This is a genomic window from Paenibacillus pectinilyticus (assembly GCF_001700435.1).
Taxonomy (GTDB): domain Bacteria; phylum Bacillota; class Bacilli; order Paenibacillales; family NBRC-103111; genus Paenibacillus_E; species Paenibacillus_E pectinilyticus.
This window is the reverse complement of sequence record NZ_LYPC01000027.1, coordinates 984,353-1,006,144: the sequence shown is the minus strand read 5'-3', so window position 1 is coordinate 1,006,144 and position 21,792 is coordinate 984,353. Positions and strand designations below refer to the sequence as shown.

The 21,792-nt window shown below is 46.3% G+C and carries 17 protein-coding genes; 5 read left to right on the top strand and 12 right to left on the bottom strand.

Features of this window, described 5'->3' with window-relative positions:
• Positions 1-67 precede the first annotated feature (67 nt).
• Positions 68-1,738 carry a DUF4091 domain-containing protein gene (locus A8709_RS26000; protein WP_065856606.1) on the bottom strand — a complete coding sequence of 557 codons (1,671 nt, stop codon included), beginning with the start codon at positions 1,736-1,738 and terminating at the stop codon, positions 68-70.
• Positions 1,739-1,779: 41 nt separating this feature from the next.
• Positions 1,780-2,913 (bottom strand): Gfo/Idh/MocA family protein, encoded by a 1,134-nt coding sequence (locus A8709_RS25995; RefSeq protein WP_065856604.1) that lies wholly within the window; start codon positions 2,911-2,913, stop codon positions 1,780-1,782.
• A 145-nt stretch (positions 2,914-3,058) separates the two neighbouring features.
• Here A8709_RS25995 and A8709_RS25990 point away from each other — a divergent pair, with 145 nt between their 5' ends.
• Entirely contained in the window at positions 3,059-3,955 is an 897-nt protein-coding gene (locus A8709_RS25990) for an AraC family transcriptional regulator (protein WP_065856602.1), read from the top strand.
• 384 nt (positions 3,956-4,339) lie between these two features.
• On the opposite strand, the gene A8709_RS25985 is transcribed toward A8709_RS25990, so the two are convergent.
• The 9 genes from A8709_RS25985 to A8709_RS25945 all read right to left on the bottom strand — a co-directional run bounded on the left by A8709_RS25985 (position 4,340) and on the right by A8709_RS25945 (position 17,326).
• Entirely contained in the window at positions 4,340-4,759 is a 420-nt protein-coding gene (locus tag A8709_RS25985) for a GNAT family N-acetyltransferase (RefSeq protein WP_341833439.1), read from the bottom strand.
• A gap of 133 nt (positions 4,760-4,892) precedes the next feature.
• Complete coding sequence (locus tag A8709_RS25980; protein ID WP_065856599.1) at positions 4,893-6,509, bottom strand: beta-galactosidase; 1,617 nt, start codon at positions 6,507-6,509, stop codon at positions 4,893-4,895.
• Between the two features lie 29 nt (positions 6,510-6,538).
• Positions 6,539-8,536: a beta-galactosidase gene (locus A8709_RS25975; RefSeq protein ID WP_065856597.1), complete on the bottom strand. Its 1,998-nt coding sequence runs from the start codon at positions 8,534-8,536 to the stop codon at positions 6,539-6,541.
• 50 nt (positions 8,537-8,586) lie between these two features.
• Positions 8,587-10,164 carry a response regulator gene (locus A8709_RS25970; RefSeq protein WP_065856595.1) on the bottom strand — a complete coding sequence of 526 codons (1,578 nt, stop codon included), beginning with the start codon at positions 10,162-10,164 and terminating at the stop codon, positions 8,587-8,589.
• On the bottom strand, positions 10,157-11,938 hold the full coding sequence (locus A8709_RS25965; protein ID WP_065856592.1) for a sensor histidine kinase: 1,782 nt from the start codon (positions 11,936-11,938) through the stop codon (positions 10,157-10,159). Before A8709_RS25965 ends, A8709_RS25970 begins: the two co-directional genes overlap by 8 nt.
• Positions 11,939-12,087: 149 nt before the next feature.
• The gene (locus A8709_RS25960; RefSeq protein ID WP_065856590.1) at positions 12,088-13,812 is read right to left on the bottom strand and encodes an extracellular solute-binding protein; all 1,725 of its coding nucleotides are present in this window, start codon (positions 13,810-13,812) and stop codon (positions 12,088-12,090) included.
• Between the two features lie 82 nt (positions 13,813-13,894).
• On the bottom strand, positions 13,895-14,785 hold the full coding sequence (locus A8709_RS25955; RefSeq protein WP_065856588.1) for a carbohydrate ABC transporter permease: 891 nt from the start codon (positions 14,783-14,785) through the stop codon (positions 13,895-13,897).
• 43 nt (positions 14,786-14,828) lie between these two features.
• Positions 14,829-15,794, bottom strand: a complete 966-nt coding sequence (locus A8709_RS25950) for an ABC transporter permease (protein WP_065856586.1) — start codon at positions 15,792-15,794, stop codon at positions 14,829-14,831.
• A 206-nt stretch (positions 15,795-16,000) separates the two neighbouring features.
• Positions 16,001-17,326, bottom strand: coding sequence for an MFS transporter (locus A8709_RS25945; RefSeq protein WP_065856584.1), 1,326 nt, complete (start codon positions 17,324-17,326; stop codon positions 16,001-16,003).
• 189 nt (positions 17,327-17,515) lie between these two features.
• Between A8709_RS25945 and A8709_RS25940 the strand changes: the two genes are divergently transcribed.
• From A8709_RS25940 to A8709_RS25925, 4 genes are all read left to right on the top strand, one after another.
• The gene (locus A8709_RS25940) at positions 17,516-18,280 is read left to right on the top strand and encodes a sulfite exporter TauE/SafE family protein (protein ID WP_065856582.1); all 765 of its coding nucleotides are present in this window, start codon (positions 17,516-17,518) and stop codon (positions 18,278-18,280) included.
• 231 nt (positions 18,281-18,511) lie between these two features.
• Positions 18,512-18,913, top strand: coding sequence for an aspartate 1-decarboxylase (gene panD / locus A8709_RS25935; RefSeq protein ID WP_065856580.1), 402 nt, complete (start codon positions 18,512-18,514; stop codon positions 18,911-18,913).
• A complete protein-coding gene (locus A8709_RS25930) occupies positions 18,906-19,655 on the top strand; it encodes a YheC/YheD family protein (protein WP_065856578.1) in 750 nt (249 codons plus the stop codon). Before panD ends, A8709_RS25930 begins: the two co-directional genes overlap by 8 nt.
• 31 nt (positions 19,656-19,686) lie before the next feature.
• A complete protein-coding gene (locus A8709_RS25925) occupies positions 19,687-20,928 on the top strand; it encodes a threonine synthase (RefSeq protein ID WP_065856576.1) in 1,242 nt (413 codons plus the stop codon).
• A gap of 132 nt (positions 20,929-21,060) precedes the next feature.
• On the opposite strand, the gene A8709_RS25920 is transcribed toward A8709_RS25925, so the two are convergent.
• Positions 21,061-21,693, bottom strand: coding sequence for a hypothetical protein (locus A8709_RS25920; RefSeq protein ID WP_065856574.1), 633 nt, complete (start codon positions 21,691-21,693; stop codon positions 21,061-21,063).
• Positions 21,694-21,792 lie beyond the last annotated feature (99 nt).

The window sequence follows — 21,792 nt, the reverse complement described above, 5'->3', positions numbered from 1 at the left end:
GATAGGCGACAGCTTATTTCGGGGTATTTACTCGTTTCCAAGTTCGTTGGAAGGTGCTTATTACTAATCAACTACAGGCTGCAATCGCCTCATTAATTCGCTCTCTCACATCCAGCATCCACGCGGTACTATGCGGATAGACCGAGAATGTTAACGGTTCTGCTAAGCCTTCTTCTATCAAGGCAACTGTTCTTTCCTTGCCGATGAACGACTCCAACAGTTGCAGGGCACGCATGTCCTGCAGCGCTTCATAGAATACTTCGAGACGAATCGATTCGATGGGCCCCTCTTCGCCTGGATAAACCAGAAAGCTATCGCCAGAAGGGAACGCGTGTAAGGCATCTGTCACTTTGAACGGATCAAGCTGTTTCACCGCATACTGGGCGTAATAAAAGTTATAACCCCAATGAAGGAAGCCTTGGATACCAAACTTATACAGCTGAAGACCGATCACACGATTTCGGGCTGAAGGCATGTTGAAGAAACGATTGGATACATCCTTGTACTGAGCACAACAATAGTACGTCCATAGATCAGGTATTCCCGCTTCTAAGAAAGGACCGATATGATCATTAGACGGAATCGGTTTTTGAACAATCCCCTGTTCATAGTACGAAATCTCTGTCAACGCATCGATGATCGGATAGTCAGGAGGAAGCAGTTTCTTAACTAGATCGCTCGCGTTCTTGTACGTCTCCAAATGCTCCTGTAAGGGCTCATCTGACACATGGAAATAGGTGCAGGAGGCGATGCCCAGTTTACGAAGAACGCGATCAAGATCAGGGAGAAGTTGTCCAAGGAAATTCGCATACGCTTCACCCGAAGCATCGGTATCCCAGCCAAATATTCGCTGCTCTTCACCTTGATAAGTAGCCATAATCTTGGGCGTATGTTTGGCTCCCCATTGGGTAAATAAATGGGAGATTTCGAAGTATTCGACTCCCTTGCTTTGGCAAAGCGCAACCCATCTCTCCAGCTTCCTATAGTCAAAATGATATACCCTATCCCCCTCGATGCTGCCATCTTCAATTTCAACACCGATTAGTTGCACGGTTGGCCGCTCTCCACCAATGGCCGTATCAAGCGGCGGTGTGAAAATCGGAGTTAGTATCATATTGATGCCATGTTTGACTGCTGTCTCGATAAACGCTCCGATTAGCCGCCAATGTTCTTCACTAAACACATCCACCTGGTAATACGTCGCGATGCAATCCGTGTGAAACCATTCCGTATGGAGCAGTTTCTGCTTCGGAAGCGCTGCTGCAAGCACCGTAAGCTCTAGCACTTCTTCGCCTAGCGGCTCCCCTTCATCAGAGGTCAGCATCACCTTCAGCGCATAGGACCCAGCGGGAACTCTAGCATTCAGTTCTACGTTGATCCATAAGGAACGCCATTGACCTGGTAGCGCTGTTACCCCCATCTCATCAAGAGGATACAAGGGATCTGGGTACAAGCCCGGCCCTGTGCGAAGTACCTGCGCATCATGATCTGCATAGCATGGCATTTCGGAAGGCACCAGACCAACGGTTCGGATTGTAAAAGGAAGTCCAAGCGTCGACACGACATCTACCGCTATGTTTTTCAACAACTTGTTGGACGTATAAGCAACTTGAAAAGCAAATTGCTCTCCTCTTAAAGCTGTTGCATGTGTGTAAGGCGCTTCAAGCGGAGCCTCATCTGCAAAAACTTTGGATAAGGAGCTTAAACATCGGGTTTGAAATATAAGTTGAGAACTCATTCATCGCATCTCCTTTCTGTGTCGTCTTGTAGTTATTTTCTCTATGTCCAGACCAAATCTTGAAACGTACCCGTTTGTGCGGACTCCTGTGCTTTCATACACATCAAAGCGCTCAACAATCCATCATCAAGCGTAGAAATGGAACTCGCTTTCCCCTTCATGATCTCGATGAAATTACGCGCCAGTTTCTCGTCGCCGCCAAAATGATTACTTCCAGCTGCAAGGTCATACGTTTCGACACGAGCGGTATGGTGCATATATACTTTCACTTGTCCGCTATAGAAATCAAATTCAACTGTCCCTTTATACCCCATGAAACGCGCACCACGAGCAGCGGCGCCCTTGCGGATAAAGAAATTCTGAGAGTATGACATGTGCATACCGCTTTTATATCGGAAAAGAGCGCTTCCAGAATCCTCATTCCCTGTATCCTCCGCATAGCAGCAATATTGCCAGCTCGGGTCAGTATCATCTGTAAACGTAACGGTACTCTCTAAGCACGTTCGATTATCTTCACAATCCACACATTTGAGCCCAGCAGATTTATTGCCCTTGAATATTTGCTTAGAGGTCATCGCAGCTACATTGATCGGATTCTGTCCCAGCACAAATTGGATATAGTCAAAATCATGCGTTGCCTTTTGCAGGAAAAGCCCGCCAGTGACTTCCTCATCACGATACCAATCTTGAAAATAAACACGGCCGTATGGCACATTATTAATCGCTTGCACGTGCTCAACCGTACCTATTTTACCAGACTGAATGATTTCCTTGACCAGCTCCACAATGGACGTCGCCCTTAACGGGAAGGAAACCACAACAGGAGACGCTGCTGCTTCATAGCCCTGTTTTAAACGAAGCAGATCTTCATAATTGGTGGCTACCGGCTTTTCCAGATAGAGCGGAAGATGATGCTTAAATACCTTCAATCCCATTGTCGTATGTAGATTACAGCGCGTGCCGATCATGGCACCATCTAATTGCTCAGATGCTAGCATCTGTTCTGGCGTTTCATAATAGGTGATATCCTTCCAGCCTCGCTCATCCAACTGAGCTTTAATCTCATCCTTACGTACATCTACAATCGCTGTTATCCGGCAGTCCGCATCTGCCTTCAGTACTTCACTAATGACGTTCCCAATCCTCTTGCCATAGCCAATCACACCTATTTTCATGCTTGCTCCCCCTCAACTTAATGCTACCTTGATTATAAAAGATGGCCCTCCCCTTTTCTTTGTCATGAAAGACGATTTTTTTGTAATTTATGGTGTGATATGATAGTCCATATGGCTAGCATCGAACTAAGCAGGAGTGACTCCTATGGGAATTAACACATCAAGCGCTACCGAATATAAGCGGACACATTTGATGATGAGTCTGGTTATCAATACTGTCATTACCATGCACTACTTCGAGTTTGGGAAGGACTATGCGTTCAACGGTGAGAAGCATGACTTCTGGGAATTTCTCTACGTGGATCGTGGCGAGGTCGAGGTTCAGGCCGATGATAATCGCTATCTGCTCAAGCAGGGATCGATTATTTTCCATAAACCCAATGAATTTCATAGCTTCTATGCGACCAAAGGGAAAGCTCCCAATTTAATTGTCATGACATTTGACTGTCATTCGAAAGCGATGCAGTTTTTTGAAAATAAGCTTCTCTATCTGGAGGATGAAGAACGCAATCTGCTTGCGCAGATCGTAAGGGAAGGTCAGCAGGCTTTTGAATTCCCTTTCGGTCACCCGCTTGTGAGGCGCCCTGATGCGCCTGTGGGGAGTGAGCAAATGCTGCAAAGCTATTTAGAAATCCTCTTGCTTCGCTTGCTCCGCAAATCTTCGTCAGGTGAGGCGGATACATCCTTATCTACAGGGGCAAAAGAAAAATCAGTTCACGATTTGACGACCAAAGTCATTGCTTATATGGTGGAAAATATCGATGCACAACTCACTTTGAACGATATTAGTCAATTATTCTGTGTGGGTAAATCGCAGCTCAAGGATCTCTTCAAAAAGCATACTCGCTATACGGTGATGGAGTATTTCGCGAAATTAAAAATTGATCAGGCCAAGGTCCTAATTCGAGAAGAAGATTACAATTTCACAGAGATCTCAAGGCGGCTCGGTTTCAGTTCGGTTCACTATTTCTCCAAAGCTTTTAAGAAAGCCACGCTGATGAGTCCTTCGGAGTATGCACGCACGGTGAAGTCACGTATGTAGAAGCAGTGCTGACAGCTCTCTCTATCCGCAGATAGGTGGTTTTACCCATAAGTAAGCTAATCTTGCTTATTTCTCCCCAATCTCAGGATTCTCATCTGATAGGACCACAGAAAGTGCTTATTCATCGCTACTTACAGTATTTTCCGGTCCTTCAAAGCCAATAAGCACTTCTACCTTGCTTAAGCCTGTTCTCGCCTAGGATTTCAGACATATAAGCACTTCTCGTTGCCTTATTGCCTGAGCTATCACCTAAGATGCAGCTAATCCTACGCGAGATGATGGTCGCTCGCTTGGCGAATAATCCTCACCCGCAGATTCGAAACAACAAAATCCCGCACGCTGCTGATTGGCAGACATGCGGGATTTTCTACTAGCAGAAGCGAATTAATCTTCGTCTTCCTCAACCTCATAGGTACACTGGAATCGTTCCACGCCAGGGTACTTCTCACCCAGGCTGCGAATCACGAAACCTACATTGCGGTAAAATTGCACCGCATCCTCATCCGTTTCAACCGTGATGCGAGTCGGCTGCATATCTTCGATGATTTCCAGCAGCATGCCGCGACCGAAACCTACGCCTCTGCTCTCTGGGTCAACCGCCAGATGATTCAGTGTCATCTCCTGCTTCTCATTCATCACAAAGCCGATAATTCCGACAAGGATACCTTCTGACTCATAGGCGAACAACCATGCGTCTTCATCCTCTTCATACTTGCTTAGTGCATATTGTAAGCTATCCTCGTCAGGAAAAACGCTATAGCTAAGTAATTCCTGAATTTCGCCTTCGTTAAGACGGGACTTCACGTTCAGTAACACGTCGTTTCACTTCTTTCTTTAATCGGTTATCTCCCCATAATCTACTAATCGGAGCACGCTGTCAACTTGCTTATCCAGAATGAAAAAACCTGCAGCACAATGCCGCAGGTCTTGCCACGTGCTATTCCTCACAAACTCGCTCAAGGACTTCTCGCCATTGCTCTAGCGTGCTGTCTCTGCTGATGAGCCATGCTTTCCCCTTACCCGCTGCTTGCGCAAGCACGATTGGTTGCGATATGTCTAAAGCGTCTGTGACAAAGTTATTATGCTGCCAGTCAAATAAAGCGCTGAACAGCTTTGGCACTGCAGTTAGAAACACATTCGCATCGTTCTTGCGGAATATATCGGTCGTGACGATAAGCTTGCCGCCACCGCGTACATAAGAAATCAGCATCTCTTCCAGCAACTCATCGTATAGGATGTGAAGAGGGACAATCAGCAGTTCATAGTCTTTGATCTGTTGGGGCGTGTAGACAACATCGACCTGTTTGCCAAGCTCGAACAACGGTCGGTAAACCGTATCCACGACATAGGTGGCATAAGGCAGTCGATCGCTAACCGAAATCTGATAGCTCCATGAGCTGTCAAAATGATAGTACAACCCGACTGTTGCATCAGCAACCGGCGGCTTCACGGTTTTCCGCTCGGCAACCCCCTGCGTATAGCGCTGAACGACGCCGTAATTGAACGAGGGTTCACCCGTCAGGGTGAGCAATTCTTTGCTGCCCTTCCCCTGTTCTTGGCCCCAGGGGAACGGCTTCATTTTGAACAAGAAAAACTTCTCACAGCCCCGCTCCTCGATGATTCGCATATCCCGCTCCAGCTGCCCTGCACCTGAACCGTACTCCATCATCCAGAATGGCTTGGAGAGGACACTGCGGCTGGCATCCGAATAGAAAGCAATCTCATGCGGCTTATCGCTGTAGATGTCCATCCCGACCACATCTAAAGTCGCAAACATGTCGACCCAATTGATGTTATCGCCCCAACAGAACATGAACCCATTCGTTGTAATCGGACGCTCTCCGATCCAATGGCGAAGCGCGCGTTCCTGCATACGCGCAAACTGGACGAGACCCTGCGAAGAGAATCTAGCAAACTCTAGCTCCAGACTAGGATGCGGCCACATCATCACATCACTCTGAATGGGAGCTGGCAGTGGTATTTGTGCCCAGTTCTGATAATGCTGAGACCAGAACACCGTACCCCATGTGTCATTCAAATGTGCGATTGTCTCATATTTATCAGCCAAATAGTGATGGAAAGCTTTCTTCGCGCAATCCCCATAATCATATTTGGTCTCACCGCCAAATTCATTATCCAATTGCCAAGCGACAACATTCGGATGCTGACCATAACGCTCTGCCATCAAGCCAACAATCCGTATCGCATATGTTATATAGTTAGGCGAATAATATGACCGATGCTGGCGCGCGCCGAAGCCTACGGTTTTGCCACTTTTATGTACGGGCAGCACATCGGGATACTGCTCAACCAACCAGATCGGCGGACAGGCTGTCGGCGTGCACAGCACGACACCGATCCCATAATCAGCCGCCAACGCTATCGCCTGGTCTAACCACGCCCAGTTATATACACCATCTGCTGGCTCCATGGTCGACCAAGCGAATTCAGCAATTCGGATATAGGGAATTCCTGCTTGTTGCAGCTTTTTATAGTCAATCGGCCATTGCTCAGATGTCTCATGTTCGGGGTAATAGGCTACGCCTATCTCCATATTCCTTCCCTCCAATGCGGGCTTGCCCACTACTTGTTCTGACTCAAAATCATGACGCCATTTCCCTCAAGTTTAGTCTCTTCGTGAAGCTCTTGCTCTGATAACAGATCGAAGAAACGGGAATGTAACTGAACTTGCGCAGCTTCGATCCGATGATTAATAACGAACATGTAGGCTTGATCCCCTTGCTTCCGTGTAACAATTTCAACCCCTTCCGGGACCTCAACGTCTAGCGTCTGCACCAATCCAGCATCCCGACAGATGAGATGGAGAACCTCTTCTCGCAGCTCCTTATCCATCTCGGTTCCTATATAATAAGCCTTGCCTAGACCATATACATGACTTGTCACAGCAGGGCAGCCCGCAAAATAGTCGTCTGTAAAGGTAGCTACAGCTTCGGCACCGCGCATCTCTATCACATCGAACCACGTTCCTCCTCGATAGATAGTCTCGCTTCCATCCATGCGAATCGCGCGATACTCTTCCTTACCCAGGACACCATATTCCTCTACGGTGATCCCCAAAAGCTCTGCGAATTTCCCTGGTAGTGTTAGCGCTTCCATTCGATTATGCCAGTCCTTTGCTCCCGCGCGATAATCCAAAACAAGCGTGCCCCCATCATGTACAAATTTGTACACTTTGGCTACAATTTCTTCGTTCGTCATGATGAAATTTGGCATAATCAGCATCCGATACTTCGAGAAATCAGCATCAGGTGAAATCACATCCGTGCCCAATTGCTGCTCAAATAAATAATGATAGTAGTTCGTAAAATGCCCCATATACGTATAGTCCATAATGTGAGGCTGAATTTCGAATACCCATTCATTGTCATAAGAGCGAATCATCGCAACCTGATCTTCGTTCTTCGTGCCTTCTAATAGCGGCCAAATTCTAGCAAGTTCAGTTCCAACCTGCTGCACCTCTCTGTACTTTCTGCCAGCTTTCCCATCATGTGCCAAAATCCCATGCCAGTATTGTTCGGCTCCGAACAAGCAGCCTCGCCAGCGGAAATACAAAATTCCATCTGCTCCATGTGCGATCGACTGGTAGGTCCATCTGCGCAGCTCCTGCGGCTTCGGCGTCGGAAACATAATGTTTCCGCCAGGCTGGCCACTCTGATGCTCCATCACCCAGAAGTTCTGCCCCTTCAATCCTCGCGTCATATCATGCTGCATGGCTGCAAGCGCGGGATCCACTTCTTTGGTAAACATCAGATTCGGATAATTATCCCATGATACGATATCCAACTCCGCGGATAAATCGAATGCATCGATTTCATTAAATGCGCCCATCATATTGTGCGTAATGGTTGAATGAGGTGCATACTTTCTGATCAAATCGGTCTGGAACTTCTGGAACTTACACACAGCATCCGAAGCAAACCTTCTATAATCCAGCACCAGCCCTGGGTTATGAAGCGGGAACACGGTATAGGCTGGGACGATGATCTGCTCCCATTCATTGTAGATTTGGCTCCAGAAAACGGTCCCCCAGCAAGCATTCAGATGGTCAATATCTTGATATTTATCTTTCAGCCATAGCTGAAATTGAGTTCTGCACTGATCACAATAGCAACGTGTCGTATCATTACAGCCGAATTCATTATCAATTTGCCAAGCGACCACACGCGGGTCGTTGCCGTATCGCTCAGCCATTTTTCCAACGATGGTTGAAATGTAAGGCAAGTAGGCTTCATTGTTGTAACAGTAATGTCGGCGGTTCCCATACCCCCGGACATCACCGTACATGTCTCGCATATAAAGATCAGGATGCTGATCCATTAACCATTTCGGCGGCGTAGCTGTTGGGGTACCCAGGATGACCTGAATGCCTTCCTTTGCCAGAATGCCGATAATACGATCTAACCATGAGAAATCGAAGCTTCCCTCATAACGTTCCATACGCGACCAAGCGAACTCCCCGATCCGAACGATGTTAATGCCGGCTTCCCTCATCATCCAAGCGTCGGTTTCCCACCGCTCCTCCGGCCAATGTTCTGGATAATAACAAACACCAAAATACATGTTACGCCTCCTGTCTGCTAATCCCATCTGAGCCTATTCGGATCCATCTATTAAACCGAAGCCCTAAATTCACCAGCACTGACACCGGTGTACGTTTTGAATCTTTTATAAAACCAATCCAGCTCACCAAAGCCAACCTCTTGCGCGATTTCGTACACCTTCTTATCCGTAAACAGTAACAATTCTTTGGCCCGTTCCATCCGTAACTGCAGAATGTACTCATTGAAAGACACGTTCGCATTAGCTTTAAACAGCTTCCCTAGGTAGTGGGGATTCATATAGACCTGTTGCGCGACGCTGCGCAAGCTAATCGGTGTGTGATACTGTTCATGCACGAGTTTCTTCACGGTATCGAATACTTTATTGGGCTGTTGATCCTTCATCCGAAGCAATAGTTCTACAACAGCTAAGCACTTGTCTGCTGTAAATTGATAAAGATCATCACTTGTTTTACTGCGCATAACGAGTTCGTAATCGCCTAGTTTATTATCAAATAAGAGGGTATGACTTCCCCCTGCCTCTTTCACTAATTGAAATAATTGAAGAAGTATTTCTAGTACGTAGACCTTCATCTCACTAGCTTGCAAATGCCCTGACTTGAAACCATCTCTTACTTGCTGCAGCGCATGGCGAACTTGTTCGGGCTGCAACGTTTTGATTGCATCGATGATGTTCACTTCCAACGATCGACGAAGATCAGCTTGTGTCACATCTTCATTTCGGCTTGCAGGGTTAGACAGTATCGTGTTACTTCCTCGCAAAAACTTCCCATCCAGCGCTTCTTCAGCAGCAGCAAACGATTCTGGTACGTCTTCCTGAGCCGTTACGAGATGTCCGACGCCAATGCTGACGGTTTCTTTGGCAAATTGACGGATCGATGCGGCTAGCTTTTCCGCCATCGAGGTAAAGTACGCCTCGCCGCTGAGGTCATCTACAGATTGAGTAAGCAGTACAGTAAATCGTTCCTCCGACTCTTCAAACACATAGCCGGAAGTTCCGCAGATTTCCTCCATGATGTTACGAATTGCAAATCGTTTCAGCGCCATCTCCTGATCGGTCCAATGCGTATGGAGCGAATGGATGAAATCCATTTCAACCAGTAAGCAGCAGCATGCCTGCCACTGAACAGAGACGCCCAGGAGCTTTGTCTGCTCCTCAAATTCCTGTTTTTTCACCTGTCCATGCACCCAACGTTTAAGAAATTGATCCTTGAGTGCAGATACGCCTAGATTCAGCTGTTTATTCGTCTTATATTGCAGATCTAAGTTCTCACGAACCTTTAGCAATACCGCGACCAAATCTTCCTCATCGACAGGCTTTAACAGATAGTCCTGAACCCCTAGCTTCAGCCCTTGTCTGGCATATTCGAAGTCATCATAGCCGGTTAGAATGACAACTGCAGCATCCGAGAACTTCCTCAGCTCGCTTATGAACGTCAAACCGCCCATAATGGGCATACGAATATCCGTGATGACGAGTGAATAGTAGTGATTTCGCATCATATCTAGCGCTTGCTGGCCATCCTCGGCTTCCCCTTTGATCTCAAAACCATAACGCTGCCAATCCAGTAAATAGGTTAAGGATGCTCGTGCGATCGGCTCATCTTCTACAATTAATACGTCATACATCGCTATCACCTCTTGGGAATGGCTGCTCGGGAATGATCATGGTGACCTTGGTTCCCAGACCTTCTTCACTTTCAACGATTAAACCATACGCCTCACCATATAAATCACGCAGTCGCCGATGTACATTCTGCAAGCCGATATGTGCATCGCGCGATAAGGCGCTATCTTCTTGCATCCATCGATGGATTTCAGCCAAACGTTCCTCTTGTATGCCAAGTCCATCATCCTGAACCGTAAGATGAATACTTCCGTCGATCATTTCGCCTCTAATCTGAATCTGCGATCTAGCCTTTTTGAGCTCAATCCCATGTGTAATCGCATTCTCAACCAGGGGCTGCAAGCATAGTTTCGGAATCGTCATGCCTTTCATTTCTTCAGGAATTTGAATATCATACTCGAATTTATCCACATATCGGTACGTTTGCAGCTGCAAATAAATTTCAATAAACTCGATTTCTTCCGTTAAACGGATGAACTGTCCGCCACTTTTCAGCATCATCCGAAACGATTTTGCCAGCAGTCCCACCACGTGAGCATTCTCCCGATCACCAGCAATTAACAATTTGCCACGAATCGTATTCAAAATATTAAATAAGAAATGTGGCTTTATCTGAGCCTGAAGCGCGTAAAGTTCCACCTCTTTCGTACGAAACGCCTGCTCCTGCCGATCAATCTCCGATTGATAGCGTTCGTTAACGAGCTGCCCAAGCCTTTTAACCATCACATTAAAAATCTGTCCTAGCTGTGCGACTTCATCTTTGCCTTTGACATCAATAAAACTCTGGAAATTGTCCTTATGTACACGTCTCATCTTGGTCGACAGCTCCGTAAATCGGCGCGTCAGTCCCATGGAGAAAGCAAAGATCAGCGCAGCCGAAATCACACAAGCTCCGATGAACAAAACGAACGATAAGGACTTGAGCTGGTTGATCTTGGGCATAAGCTCAGTAACAGGAATGAGTGTAATGACCTTCATCCCTTTGACTACATTTCGGGAATTAAGCGTTTGGTAGAGAACCTCATAGGTCTCCTTGCCCACTTTATATTGGAGCTTTCCTTCATCTGACGATTGAATTTGTTGAGAGAACGGAAGTTCATCCAACCGCTTAACCGGGTTCGCATCTGAGCTATCTACAAGAACAACGCCGTCAGGCATCGTAAATATGAAGCGCTTTCCTTTGCTTTCCTCATGGATCAAATCATTCAGCACACTGACGTTTACCTCAATAGAGACGACAATGGGCGAATTCGGATCTTCTTTATTCAATCTTTTGCGTAAACTAAACACCCGTTCCACCGGGAATTCATTTAGATAGGAGGCGGTCCAGTAAGCCCCGAAAGGACTTTTAATAACAGCCTGATACCAATCGCTCGTCTTTACTTCACTATCAAGTAAATGAAAGTTGGCAAAAACAAACGAAGGATTATCTGTGTAGATGATGAGGTGAGACACATTTTGAGTAATTTTCATCGCAGAGTCTAAGGGCTCATAATTCGCAAAATATTCATCGTACGCATCACGCAAATCCGGGAAATGCTTCATAAGCATATTTTGGAGCGACGTGTTCAAATATAAGGTATTGGCAATATCCTCATAAGAGCTCAGTTTATGATCCAAATTCACACGAACCTGAGCAAGCGAAAGATTGGCATTTTCAATAATACTGTCAAAAACGAGATCACTGCTCCGTTTCACCAAGACGTAGGTGAGAGATCCGAGTAAAACCAACATTATGAGTAAATGCGTAACGATGAGCTTCGTGCGGATTTTCATGTTCATGGTCCCCTGCCGTGTCTCGATTAGGTCTGGTCTTCTCACCTACTAGAATAATTCTCTATCGTACTGTTTTCCCCTTTATACCAAAGGAAACTCCTTATCTCAGGGGCAAGATAAGGAGTTTCCTGCAGATTGACACACCTTACTTATTTCCCAAGCTGCTTATGGTAGCTCGTATTAAAATCAGCCCATAGTTTCGTAAAGTCAGCTTCGTATGCGGCCAAACCATCTTTTGAAATCGTATCCGTCATCAGCTTCCAGTTATTTTCAAACTCAGCTGAATCTTTGGACATCACCACTTTAGGAACCAGCTTACGCCAATCTCCACTAATTTTCTGTTGTGGTACTTTCGTGCTGTCTGGCGGGGTCAACTGCCATAAATAGCCAGGTACCTTCTCGACTGGAGGTAGGAAGTCAGCCCATACTTTCTTGCCGTACTTCGCCAATACGTCCTTCGTCATGTCATCATAGTTCGCTACAACCGAATCAACCGTCACTGGATTGGCATAATCGCCATCCCCTAGCTTCGTACCATTACCAAGCGAGAACCAGTCGCCTGCTGTACCGCTGCTCACGCTCTTCAGACCTGATTTGTACGCATAGTCTGGATCGGACGCAACCTTGCTGATTTTTTCTTTCGTTTCTTGACGTTTGCCATTCACAACGGCGTAATCGGAGCCTTCAATGCCCCAGTGTGTCAAAATCTGCCCTTCATCCGAGAATAAATAGTCGATGAATTGAATGATGCGCTCTGGGTTCTTCGCGTTTTTCGTAATCACCCACTGACCTGTACCTGCACCCGTTGGTGTGATGGTGTTATTGTGATCTACGGTACCGTCTTTGAAATAGATCGGAATATGAGCGTAAGCGCGTTCAGGTTTGCCTGCAGCACGTAAAGATTTCTCGGTGTCGCCAACTACCCATGCTGGTGCGAACGCAGCCAGTACACGACCTTGCGCCATTTTGGCTCTCATTCCATCCAAATTCAAGGAGAAGGTTTCTTTATCCAGCAAGTTATTCGTGTAAAGCTTATTCAAAAATGCGTCGTAGGTTTTCGCATCATCCGTGAGCGGATTGTATGTCACTTTGCCATCGCTGCCAATACGGAAGTTACCGTGATCCGGCAAGCCTGCTGCGAACGTAATCGGGTTATTGAATTGCGCATCCATAATCCAATCCGCCATGGCTGCTGAATAACCAATGGTTTCTTTTCCATCAATTTTCGGATGATTTTTTACATAATTACTGATGATATCGAATAACTGATCTAACGTTTTAATTTGCGGATAGCCCGCTTCCTTCAACACATCATACTGAACAATAAAGTTCGGTGAAGCATCAGGCGAAGCCTCTTTGTTCAAAAGAACACTGGAAATCGAATCAATTTTCCCATCTTCGGATTTCAAGAGATTGTAATACTCACCATACTTTTCTTTGATATGCGGTCCGTATTTATCAATCAAATCATTCAATGGAATAATCGCGCCAGCATCCTTATACTTCTTGATATGTACAGGATCTAATGGAATAATATCTGGATAATCGCCGCCTGCCAGCCAAATATCCCATTTCTGCTTCTCATCGCCAACGATTAAGTCGTATTTCAGAGAGACGCCTGTTTTCTCGGTTAGCTTCTTACTGACGGGGTTATCCCATGTGATCTTGTTATCTGCTGTACTCATAGAGAAGGTAATAGGGGTAACATTTGGTTTTTCTGAAGCGGCAGCCGTTGCTGTGCTTTCAGCCGATGTTGCTTTCGGCGATGCGGATTCCGACGTCGTCGTGGAAGACGTGCATCCGGAGAATGTGATTGCGGCCATGCAGCTTACAGAAAGCAGCATGAACTGACGGGCCCTTTTCTTTTGTAACATATGACACCCTCTCACTTTAACATAGTTATATATCCGCGGAATTTAGATTCCGTCTGATATTATGGTTAGGCAATACGTCCTCTTACTCTTTCATCGCCGCGATCGTCATTCCTTTAACGAAGTATTTCTGAAGGAACGGATAGACGAAAAGTATCGGCAGCGTGACAACGATAGTTAATGCTGCACGAATCGATTGCGGGCTTAGCTTCGCTACGTTATTAGCCCCGATCTGTGCGGTTGTCGTTGCTGATTGTGAAACCGATTGCAGTAATACCTTCATTAGCTCATACTGCATCAGGCTGAGTCCCTGATCTCTACTTGTGTACAAGTAGTTATCGAACCATGAGTTCCAATGCTGCACCCCGACAAACAACGTAATCGTCGCAATGACAGGTAAACTAATCGGAATAATGACGAGGAACAAGGTTTGAAATTCATTAGCGCCATCGATTCGGGTTGATTCCACAACCCCCTCAGGCAGTTGCTCGAAATAGCTGCGCATGATGATGACATTATAGACACTAACAAGAACAGGCAGAATGTACACCCAGAAGTGATTCATTAAACCTAGATTCTTAATCAGCAGATACGTTGGAATCAAGCCGCCATTCACATACAGCGTGAGGACGAAGAACACATTGAATGATTTGCGGAAAATGAACTCCTTGCGGCTTAGCGCAAATGCAATCATTGCGGTACAGACAACGCCAAGCAGCGTGCCTACGACCGTTCTCGTAATGGAAATGACGACGGCCATATAGAGATTTTTATTACTGAAGACATACTCATAATTGAAGGTGGAAAATTTCCGCGGAAACCAGGTGACGCCTCCCTTGATCAAATCCAATGGTTCATTAAATGAAATCGCCAGCAGATGGATGAACGGGAAAATCGTGCAAAATCCTAGAACCGCCAAGAAGACATAATTGAAAATGGAAAAGAGGTAATCACTGAATGTGCGGTGCCGAAGCATGGACAACCCTCCAACAGATGAACGACTTGCGCGCCATCTTTTTCTAGAACAATCGGCTACCTTCACTTTTTCTGGCTAAAAAGTTTACAGATAAGACCAGTACAATCGATACCACCGATTTGAACATACTAATGGCGACACCGTAAGAGAAATCACCAATTTCCGTCGAATAACGCAGCGCATATAAATCAAGGACTTCCGAATGGCCGATGACAACAGGATTCCCGAGCAAATATTGAGATTCGAATCCGCCCTGAATCGTCCATCCCAATGAGATGATAAGCAATAGGAAAGCTGTAGGCAAAATACCTGGCAGTGATACATAACGCATCTTCTGAAAGCGGCTTGCCCCGTCTACATCAGCAGCCTCATAATGTTCGGGGTTTAAGCTCGCGAGTACAGCTAAGTAGATGATGGTGCTCCATCCTAATTCTTTCCATAAATTCGCTGCTGTCTGAATGTACCAGAACATCCCCTCGTTTGCCATGAAATAAATGGGAGAATCAATGATTCCCAGCTTCATCAAGAAGGCATTCACCACACCGCTGTCAGGTGACAAGAACGTGATGATAATGTTGGCGATAACGACCCAAGATACAAAATGCGGAATGTACGTAATCGTTTGAATTGTTCTTTTGAATGCGGTTACACGAACCTCATTTAGCAACAACGCCAGTATAATCGCACCTACGAATCCTGTAAGCAGATTCAAGATGGCCATAACCAAGGTGTTGCGAAGAACAAAGTAGAAATCTTTGTCTTGAAAAAGCTGATGAAAATTGTCTAATCCAACAAAAGGACTGTGCCACACGCCAAGACCCAACTTATACTTCTGAAACGCCATGATCCAACCCCAGAGCGGACCATAAGCAAAGATCAAGGACCAGATAATAAAGGGGACCGTCATGATTAATAAATATCTTTGCAAATACAGTGTGCGCCCTAACGATCGGCGCCGAACTTGGGAACCACCTATCGCCGACTGCGGCTTTGTCATTATTTTTCCCATTGCGACCTCCTTCCTTACCTCTTTATTATGCGGCGGAAGGGCAGCGTGAACAACCTGAGAAACCTCAGTTGACGACCTTAGAAACGAGAGTAGTTACAGGAGACCTCCTCATCGTGGGGTTCCGTGGAATAGAAAAAGCTGCCCGATATCATCGGACAGCTTGCGTTTCCAGTAAGGCTATTTTGCAAAGTTAGGTACCTGAACTCTTATTCCGACAATTGCTCTTTCTTCCCAGCACGAATGGCGAAAGGTACCGCAAAAGCAATAATACTGGCCAACAGCCCATACACAAACATCTTGTGGATTCCCTCGTAGAAGATGTCACTCTGCGTGACGATCGCTCCCATGACAGTGACGCTAACCGCGGTACCAATATTCCTTGCAAAGAGCTGCAAAGAGGTTGAAATGCCTTTTTGATGCGCCTCCACCAGTTGTTGAGCTCCAATCGTTGATACCGTAAATAAAAGTCCGAATGAGAGCCCCAGCATGGTTAAGGCCCCGAATATGTAGCCAAACGACGTGCCTTCACGGATAAAGAAGAGCAGCACTGCGGTAACCACGAGTAACGAATGACCTGCTATCAGGAGTGGCTTATAGCCAAATCGCAACACCCACTTCCCGCTTGGGACGGCAACAACCATCCACCCGATGGAGGTGCTGAGTAACGCAATGCCGCTGACGAACAGCGAATGGCCTTGATTTTGCAGGAAGAGCGGAATAAAGCTTGACGTGCCGAAGAGCGCTGCGCAGCTGAGAAAGGATCCACCGATCATTAACGCCACTGGCCGATTTCGCATCAAGTTTAGAGGCACAATCGGGGCAGCATGCCCTTTTTCATAGAGGAAGAAAATGATAAGGAGAATCACGCCAATAGCCTCGTAAATAAACGTATAAGAATGAACTACGGTTGTCAGCAGGAGTGACGAAATCCCACAGGCGAACAAGAGCGCCCCCCAGTAATCAATCACGGCTTTTTTCGGTTGATACACTTCTTTATACGGTAATAAGGCAAGAAGTGAGATGAGGCAGATGGGAATGTTCACGAAGAAAATCCACCGCCAGCTCAAGTACGTCACGAAAAATGTGCCTAATGTCGGTGCCAAGATGGCAGATAATCCCCACATCCCTGTAAAAAACGCTTGCACCTTTCCACGCTGTTCCACCGGATAAATATCTCCGGCAATAATGGATGGGAATGGCATCATCACCCCTGCGCCAATTCCCTGAATCGCACGAAAAATAATTAATTGCAGCATGCTATGGGATAAGCCGCAAAGGACAGAGCCGCCTAGAAACAGTACAATGCCCGTGGCAAATATGCGCTTACGGCCAAATAGATCCGAAATTCGTCCAGCGAGTGGGGCAAGTACGGTAGAAAGCACCATATACGAGGTGAAAACCCAGGCGTATAAACTGTTTCCACCAATGTCATCCACTATGATCGGCATCGTCGTATTGGCTATTGTCGTATCCATAGACGCCACTAACATAGCCAGCACAATGCTGACCATAACGGTCGTACGATTACGCATGATTGATCCTCCCAGAGATGACTTTAACACATCTTTTTATTGTACCTGTTTACGCCTTTCTTGAAAACCAACTACACAGATCAGTGATATCGGACTTGCCATGAAAAATTCTCTTTACAATCCCCTTTCACGCGACTACAATTAATCCCATGAGTTTAGTGGGTATAAGCGAAAAGAGGACATGACAACATGACTTTAAGTATTATTTTAATGGGCGTTATCGTAGGTTTTTTGGTTGGAATGACAGGCGTCGGGGGAGCATCCTTGCTAACTCCCATCTTAATTCTAATTGGTATTCATCCATCCATTGCTGTAGGAACAGACCTTCTTTATAACTCCATTACGAAGCTCTTTGGTACCATTCAGCACTGGCGGCAGAAAACAATTGACTTTAAGCTTGTCAAAATGCTTGCTCTCGGCAGTCTTCCAGGCGTCATCGTCGCTGTCGTGTTATTGAAAGTATTTAACTCCTTTTATAGTAACCAAGAAGTCATCATCAAGCATGCGTTAGGCTACGTATTGATACTGGTCGCGTTTGCTACGATGTTTAAGGTTTTCTTCGGACACCGAATGAAAGAGAACCGTTGGCAGCTGAAGTCTTTAGAGGAAAAGCGTTGGTTAACGATTACCATCGGTGCCGTACTTGGCTTTATCGTTGGACTTACCTCCATTGGTTCCGGTTCGCTGTATGCGATTGCCATGCTCTACTTCTTCCGCATGATGCCCGCCACACTCGTTGGAACCGATATCGCACATGCCTTTCTACTCGCTTCAACCGCAGGTATCCTTCATGCCAGCATGGGGAACGTCAATTATACACTCGTCGTTAATTTGCTCATCGGATCGATACCCGGTGTACTCATCGGGAGCATGCTCGCTACGAAAGCACCTACGAATGTACTTCGAACCATCATTGCTAGTTTAGTATTAATTAGCGGCCTTAAATTAATTTAATGATCATGCAGGGCCCTGGGCTCTGCTTTTTTTGTTTCGTGGACAAGTTCCAATTAGGTCCAATGGACCATTGATTTCGGAAGCCATCGTTTCCCGGGAAATAATGAAAGATTTTTCATGGTAAACAATGCCCGTTTTTCTCCAGAAATGGGCCACTGCCTACACCCCGATCAGCCTTTCTCTCATACGCTGTGAAGAACACCATGTGATGATAAAGGAGCGCTACTGCACATGCAGCGACTAATGTGTAAAGGAAAGATTCATCGTGCGACTGTAACGGAAGCCGATTTGGATTATGTAGGCAGCATTACCATTGATGGATTACTGATGCGCAAAGCGAATATTTTCCCCTATGAAATGGTCCAAGTAACAAGTCTGCGCAATGCAACTCGTTGGAAAACATATGCTATACCTGCACCTGAAGGTTGTGGGAAAATTGGACTAAACGGCCCTCCAGCCCATCTGTTCTCACCCGGTGACCTTGTCATCATACTCAGTATGGGGCTTATGAACGAAGATGAAATTGCCCAACTTAAACCGCAAGTCGTCTTCGTGGATGAACATAACCAACTACTCCAAGTTGAAGAACATGACCTCGTGATCCAAAAGCAAGAAGAGAAAGCGTATGAGTAGTCTTTCCACAAGTAAATGGACCAAACATAAAATACTGCATAGATCTGAGAAACTGCGGGCCCATTTGCCCGAAACAGACTGGTTAAGCGTAAATTCCTTCTGGCGTATGCTGAACAAGCACGGGCAAGTCATCATTAAACCCACTGGCAGTTATGGGGGCAATGGTGTCATCCGGATTAAAACGGTGGATAGCTCCACCTACGAAATTCAGGATGGTGCCCGTATTCGTTCCTATTCAGGGCAAGCCGAAGTTACGGCTTTTATCAAAAAGAAAATCAGTAAAAATTATATTGTGCAACAACGAATCTCCCTTGCCGCGATGAATGGACGCCCCTTTGACCTGCGTGTAATGGTTCAGCGCCATCCTTCTTCCAACTGGCAAGTAACAGGCAAGCTCGCCAAAGTGGCCGGCAGGGGCTTTATTGTAACGAACATCCGCCGCAGCCGAGGGAAAGTCGTCCCTGTTGAGAAGGCCATTCTACACTCCGAATTGCAGCATCTTTCCACCTCAGAACTCCTGACGAGACTGAATACCGTCGCATTGCGAACGGCCGCTAAGTTAGGGCCTAGCTATCGTTGGGTGAAGACGATGGGCATTGATATGGCTTTTGATAAACAAGGGCATATTTGGATCATTGAAGTAAATTTCGCACCCATGCTTGAGTTATTCTTACGTTTACCGAATAAAACCGCTTTTCATACGATGAAAACATTTCATGCACGCAGGAAATCCCCCAAGTGATGCCTGCTGCACATGCTGAGGAGGCCCAAAAATGAAACAATGGGGGCTATATTGCTCACGATGTTCTGCAAGGCTGCCCTTCCGCTATCAAGACATGAAATGCGAATGCGGCGGCACGTTATTGGTTGAGTATGATCTCGAGCTCGTTGCCCGAACACTAACGAAGGAATCTTTGAAGCAGCGCTATTCCTCCATGTGGCGCTATAGGGAATTACTTCCAGTTGAAGATTCCGCCAGTATCGTCTCATTGGGAGAAGGTTGGACACCACTGCTTCGCATGCCGAAATGGGAGAATAAACTCTCTCTGAAGCGGCTTTGGATCAAAAGAGAGGAACAGAATCCAACCGGCAGCTTTAAATCCAGAGGATTTTCCGTCGCGGTTTCGTTATTGAAAGAGGCTGGCGTTACGAAGGCTGCTGTGCCATCTAACGGCAATGCGGCAGGCGCTTTAGCTGCCTATGCAGGCAGAGCAGGCATTCAGGCTTTCGTCTTTATCCCGATGGACTGCCCCTCCCTCATCGTGGATGAGTGTCCATTATATGGCGCTACGACCATTCTCGTCGACGGCTTTATTCATGACGCAGCGGCGATCATCGAAGCTGGGCGTGATGAGCAAGGCTGGGTAAATGTCGGTACCTTGAAAGAACCGGGGCGCGTCGAAGGTAAAAAAACGATGGGACTCGAGCTCGCCGAGCAGCTAGGTTGGACTTTTCCTGACGTGATCATTTATCCAACAGGCGGCGGTTCCGGCATTATTGGCATGTGGAAAGCGTTCATGGAGTTGAAAAGCATGGGCTTCATCCAAGGGGATATGCCACGATTTGTTTGTGTGCAAGAGGAAGGATGTCAGCCCATCGTGGATGGCGTTCACCCGGTTTCTACAGCGACTAGTGATGATTCCGGAGATGACCTGCCACTCCTTGATGGTAAAATCATCCCCAATCCAACGGGCATGCGGGTGCCGAATCCGCCGGATTTGCCGTTGCTGCTTTCGATCGTGCAGCAAAGCGGCGGAACCGCGATCGCCGTTTCCAAAAAGCAAATCGCGGACGCGATCCTCAGCTTAGGCGCTGATGGCATCTCCTCGTCGCCAGAAGGCGCTGCAACATGGGCAGCTATGCTTGTCCTCAGTGACACTGGCTGGCTGCGCGCTAGCGACTCTGTCGTGCTCTTCAACACGTCCCATGCGATGAAATACGCGAAGCTCGGGACAAGTGCGGCCATTCCTATCATACGGACCTATGATGATTATATGATTTATCGGAGCTTGTGAGGTATCTCGAGCCTAGCGCTCGGCGAATGCAAAAAAGGAGCTAACCACGTTTACGTGGCTTTGCTCCTTTTTCCATTCAAACTGACCATCGTTGCGTTCAAGACAGCCACTTAGATCTATTTATCCAACTAATTATTGTTGACCTAAATTATTTTCCTCATATAAGCGATACATCGCTTGGATTAACGGTTCCGCAGGATCGCGATTTAATAAGTATAACGTCATTAAATATTGCAATGGCAGTGCACAGGTGTTGTTTCCATCTTCAACAGCTACGAAGCCCGCTTCGAGAACAGGACCATGTTCCTCATGCAATTCAAGATCTACATAGATCTTCTGATCCGGGAACTCTTCACGAACCGTTGCCGCACAATAAGGCACAATGTGCTTGTCTAATAAAGCTTTAGCTTCATCTTCGGATTGCGGCGGATTCGGAAGAAGATGACTCTCTTCACTTCTCAGCAAATCAACGAAGAACGAGGACAACCAAAGTCCTGCATTTGGATTCGTTTGGAAGTTACGCATAATTTCATTCAAGAAAAATCCGCATGCTGTGGACTTCTCATCTTTTTTAAGTGTAAAAGCAAACATCGGGCCATACGTTGGATTGTTACCAATTTGACCATCGACTTCATATTCAGGGAATTGTTCTTTCACTACTTCTTGTACATGCTGAAACCATGTAATGATGATTTGGGCCTGCTCACGCTCTTGATCTTGCTCGGTCTCTTGCGATGTTTGTGTTTCGATATCTTTGTCTGTCATTGTCGTTAAAGCCTCCTGAATCATTCATAATGGCACGAATAATCTTATTGTAACGCATTTACGCCAGATCAGAAAGTAGTTGATGTAATTTTACAAGAC

What these genes read in the sequence shown, in the direction of transcription:
- A8709_RS25950 (WP_065856586.1), bottom strand. Translation starts at nt 15,794, where the DNA reads ATGGGAAAAATAATGACAAAGCCGCAGTCGGCGATAGGTGGTTCCCAA.
- A8709_RS25955 (WP_065856588.1), bottom strand. Translation starts at nt 14,785, where the DNA reads ATGCTTCGGCACCGCACATTCAGTGATTACCTCTTTTCCATTTTCAAT.
- A8709_RS25995 (WP_065856604.1), bottom strand. Translation starts at nt 2,913, where the DNA reads ATGAAAATAGGTGTGATTGGCTATGGCAAGAGGATTGGGAACGTCATT.
- A8709_RS25940 (WP_065856582.1), top strand. Translation starts at nt 17,516, where the DNA reads ATGACTTTAAGTATTATTTTAATGGGCGTTATCGTAGGTTTTTTGGTT.
- A8709_RS26000 (WP_065856606.1), bottom strand. Translation starts at nt 1,738, where the DNA reads ATGAGTTCTCAACTTATATTTCAAACCCGATGTTTAAGCTCCTTATCC.
- A8709_RS25945 (WP_065856584.1), bottom strand. Translation starts at nt 17,326, where the DNA reads ATGCGTAATCGTACGACCGTTATGGTCAGCATTGTGCTGGCTATGTTA.
- A8709_RS25960 (WP_065856590.1), bottom strand. Translation starts at nt 13,812, where the DNA reads ATGTTACAAAAGAAAAGGGCCCGTCAGTTCATGCTGCTTTCTGTAAGC.
- A8709_RS25925 (WP_065856576.1), top strand. Translation starts at nt 19,687, where the DNA reads ATGAAACAATGGGGGCTATATTGCTCACGATGTTCTGCAAGGCTGCCC.
- A8709_RS25990 (WP_065856602.1), top strand. Translation starts at nt 3,059, where the DNA reads ATGGGAATTAACACATCAAGCGCTACCGAATATAAGCGGACACATTTG.
- panD (WP_065856580.1), top strand. Translation starts at nt 18,512, where the DNA reads ATGCAGCGACTAATGTGTAAAGGAAAGATTCATCGTGCGACTGTAACG.
- A8709_RS25970 (WP_065856595.1), bottom strand. Translation starts at nt 10,164, where the DNA reads ATGTATGACGTATTAATTGTAGAAGATGAGCCGATCGCACGAGCATCC.
- A8709_RS25930 (WP_065856578.1), top strand. Translation starts at nt 18,906, where the DNA reads ATGAGTAGTCTTTCCACAAGTAAATGGACCAAACATAAAATACTGCAT.
- A8709_RS25980 (WP_065856599.1), bottom strand. Translation starts at nt 6,509, where the DNA reads ATGGAGATAGGCGTAGCCTATTACCCCGAACATGAGACATCTGAGCAA.
- A8709_RS25920 (WP_065856574.1), bottom strand. Translation starts at nt 21,693, where the DNA reads ATGACAGACAAAGATATCGAAACACAAACATCGCAAGAGACCGAGCAA.
- A8709_RS25975 (WP_065856597.1), bottom strand. Translation starts at nt 8,536, where the DNA reads ATGTATTTTGGTGTTTGTTATTATCCAGAACATTGGCCGGAGGAGCGG.
- A8709_RS25965 (WP_065856592.1), bottom strand. Translation starts at nt 11,938, where the DNA reads ATGAAAATCCGCACGAAGCTCATCGTTACGCATTTACTCATAATGTTG.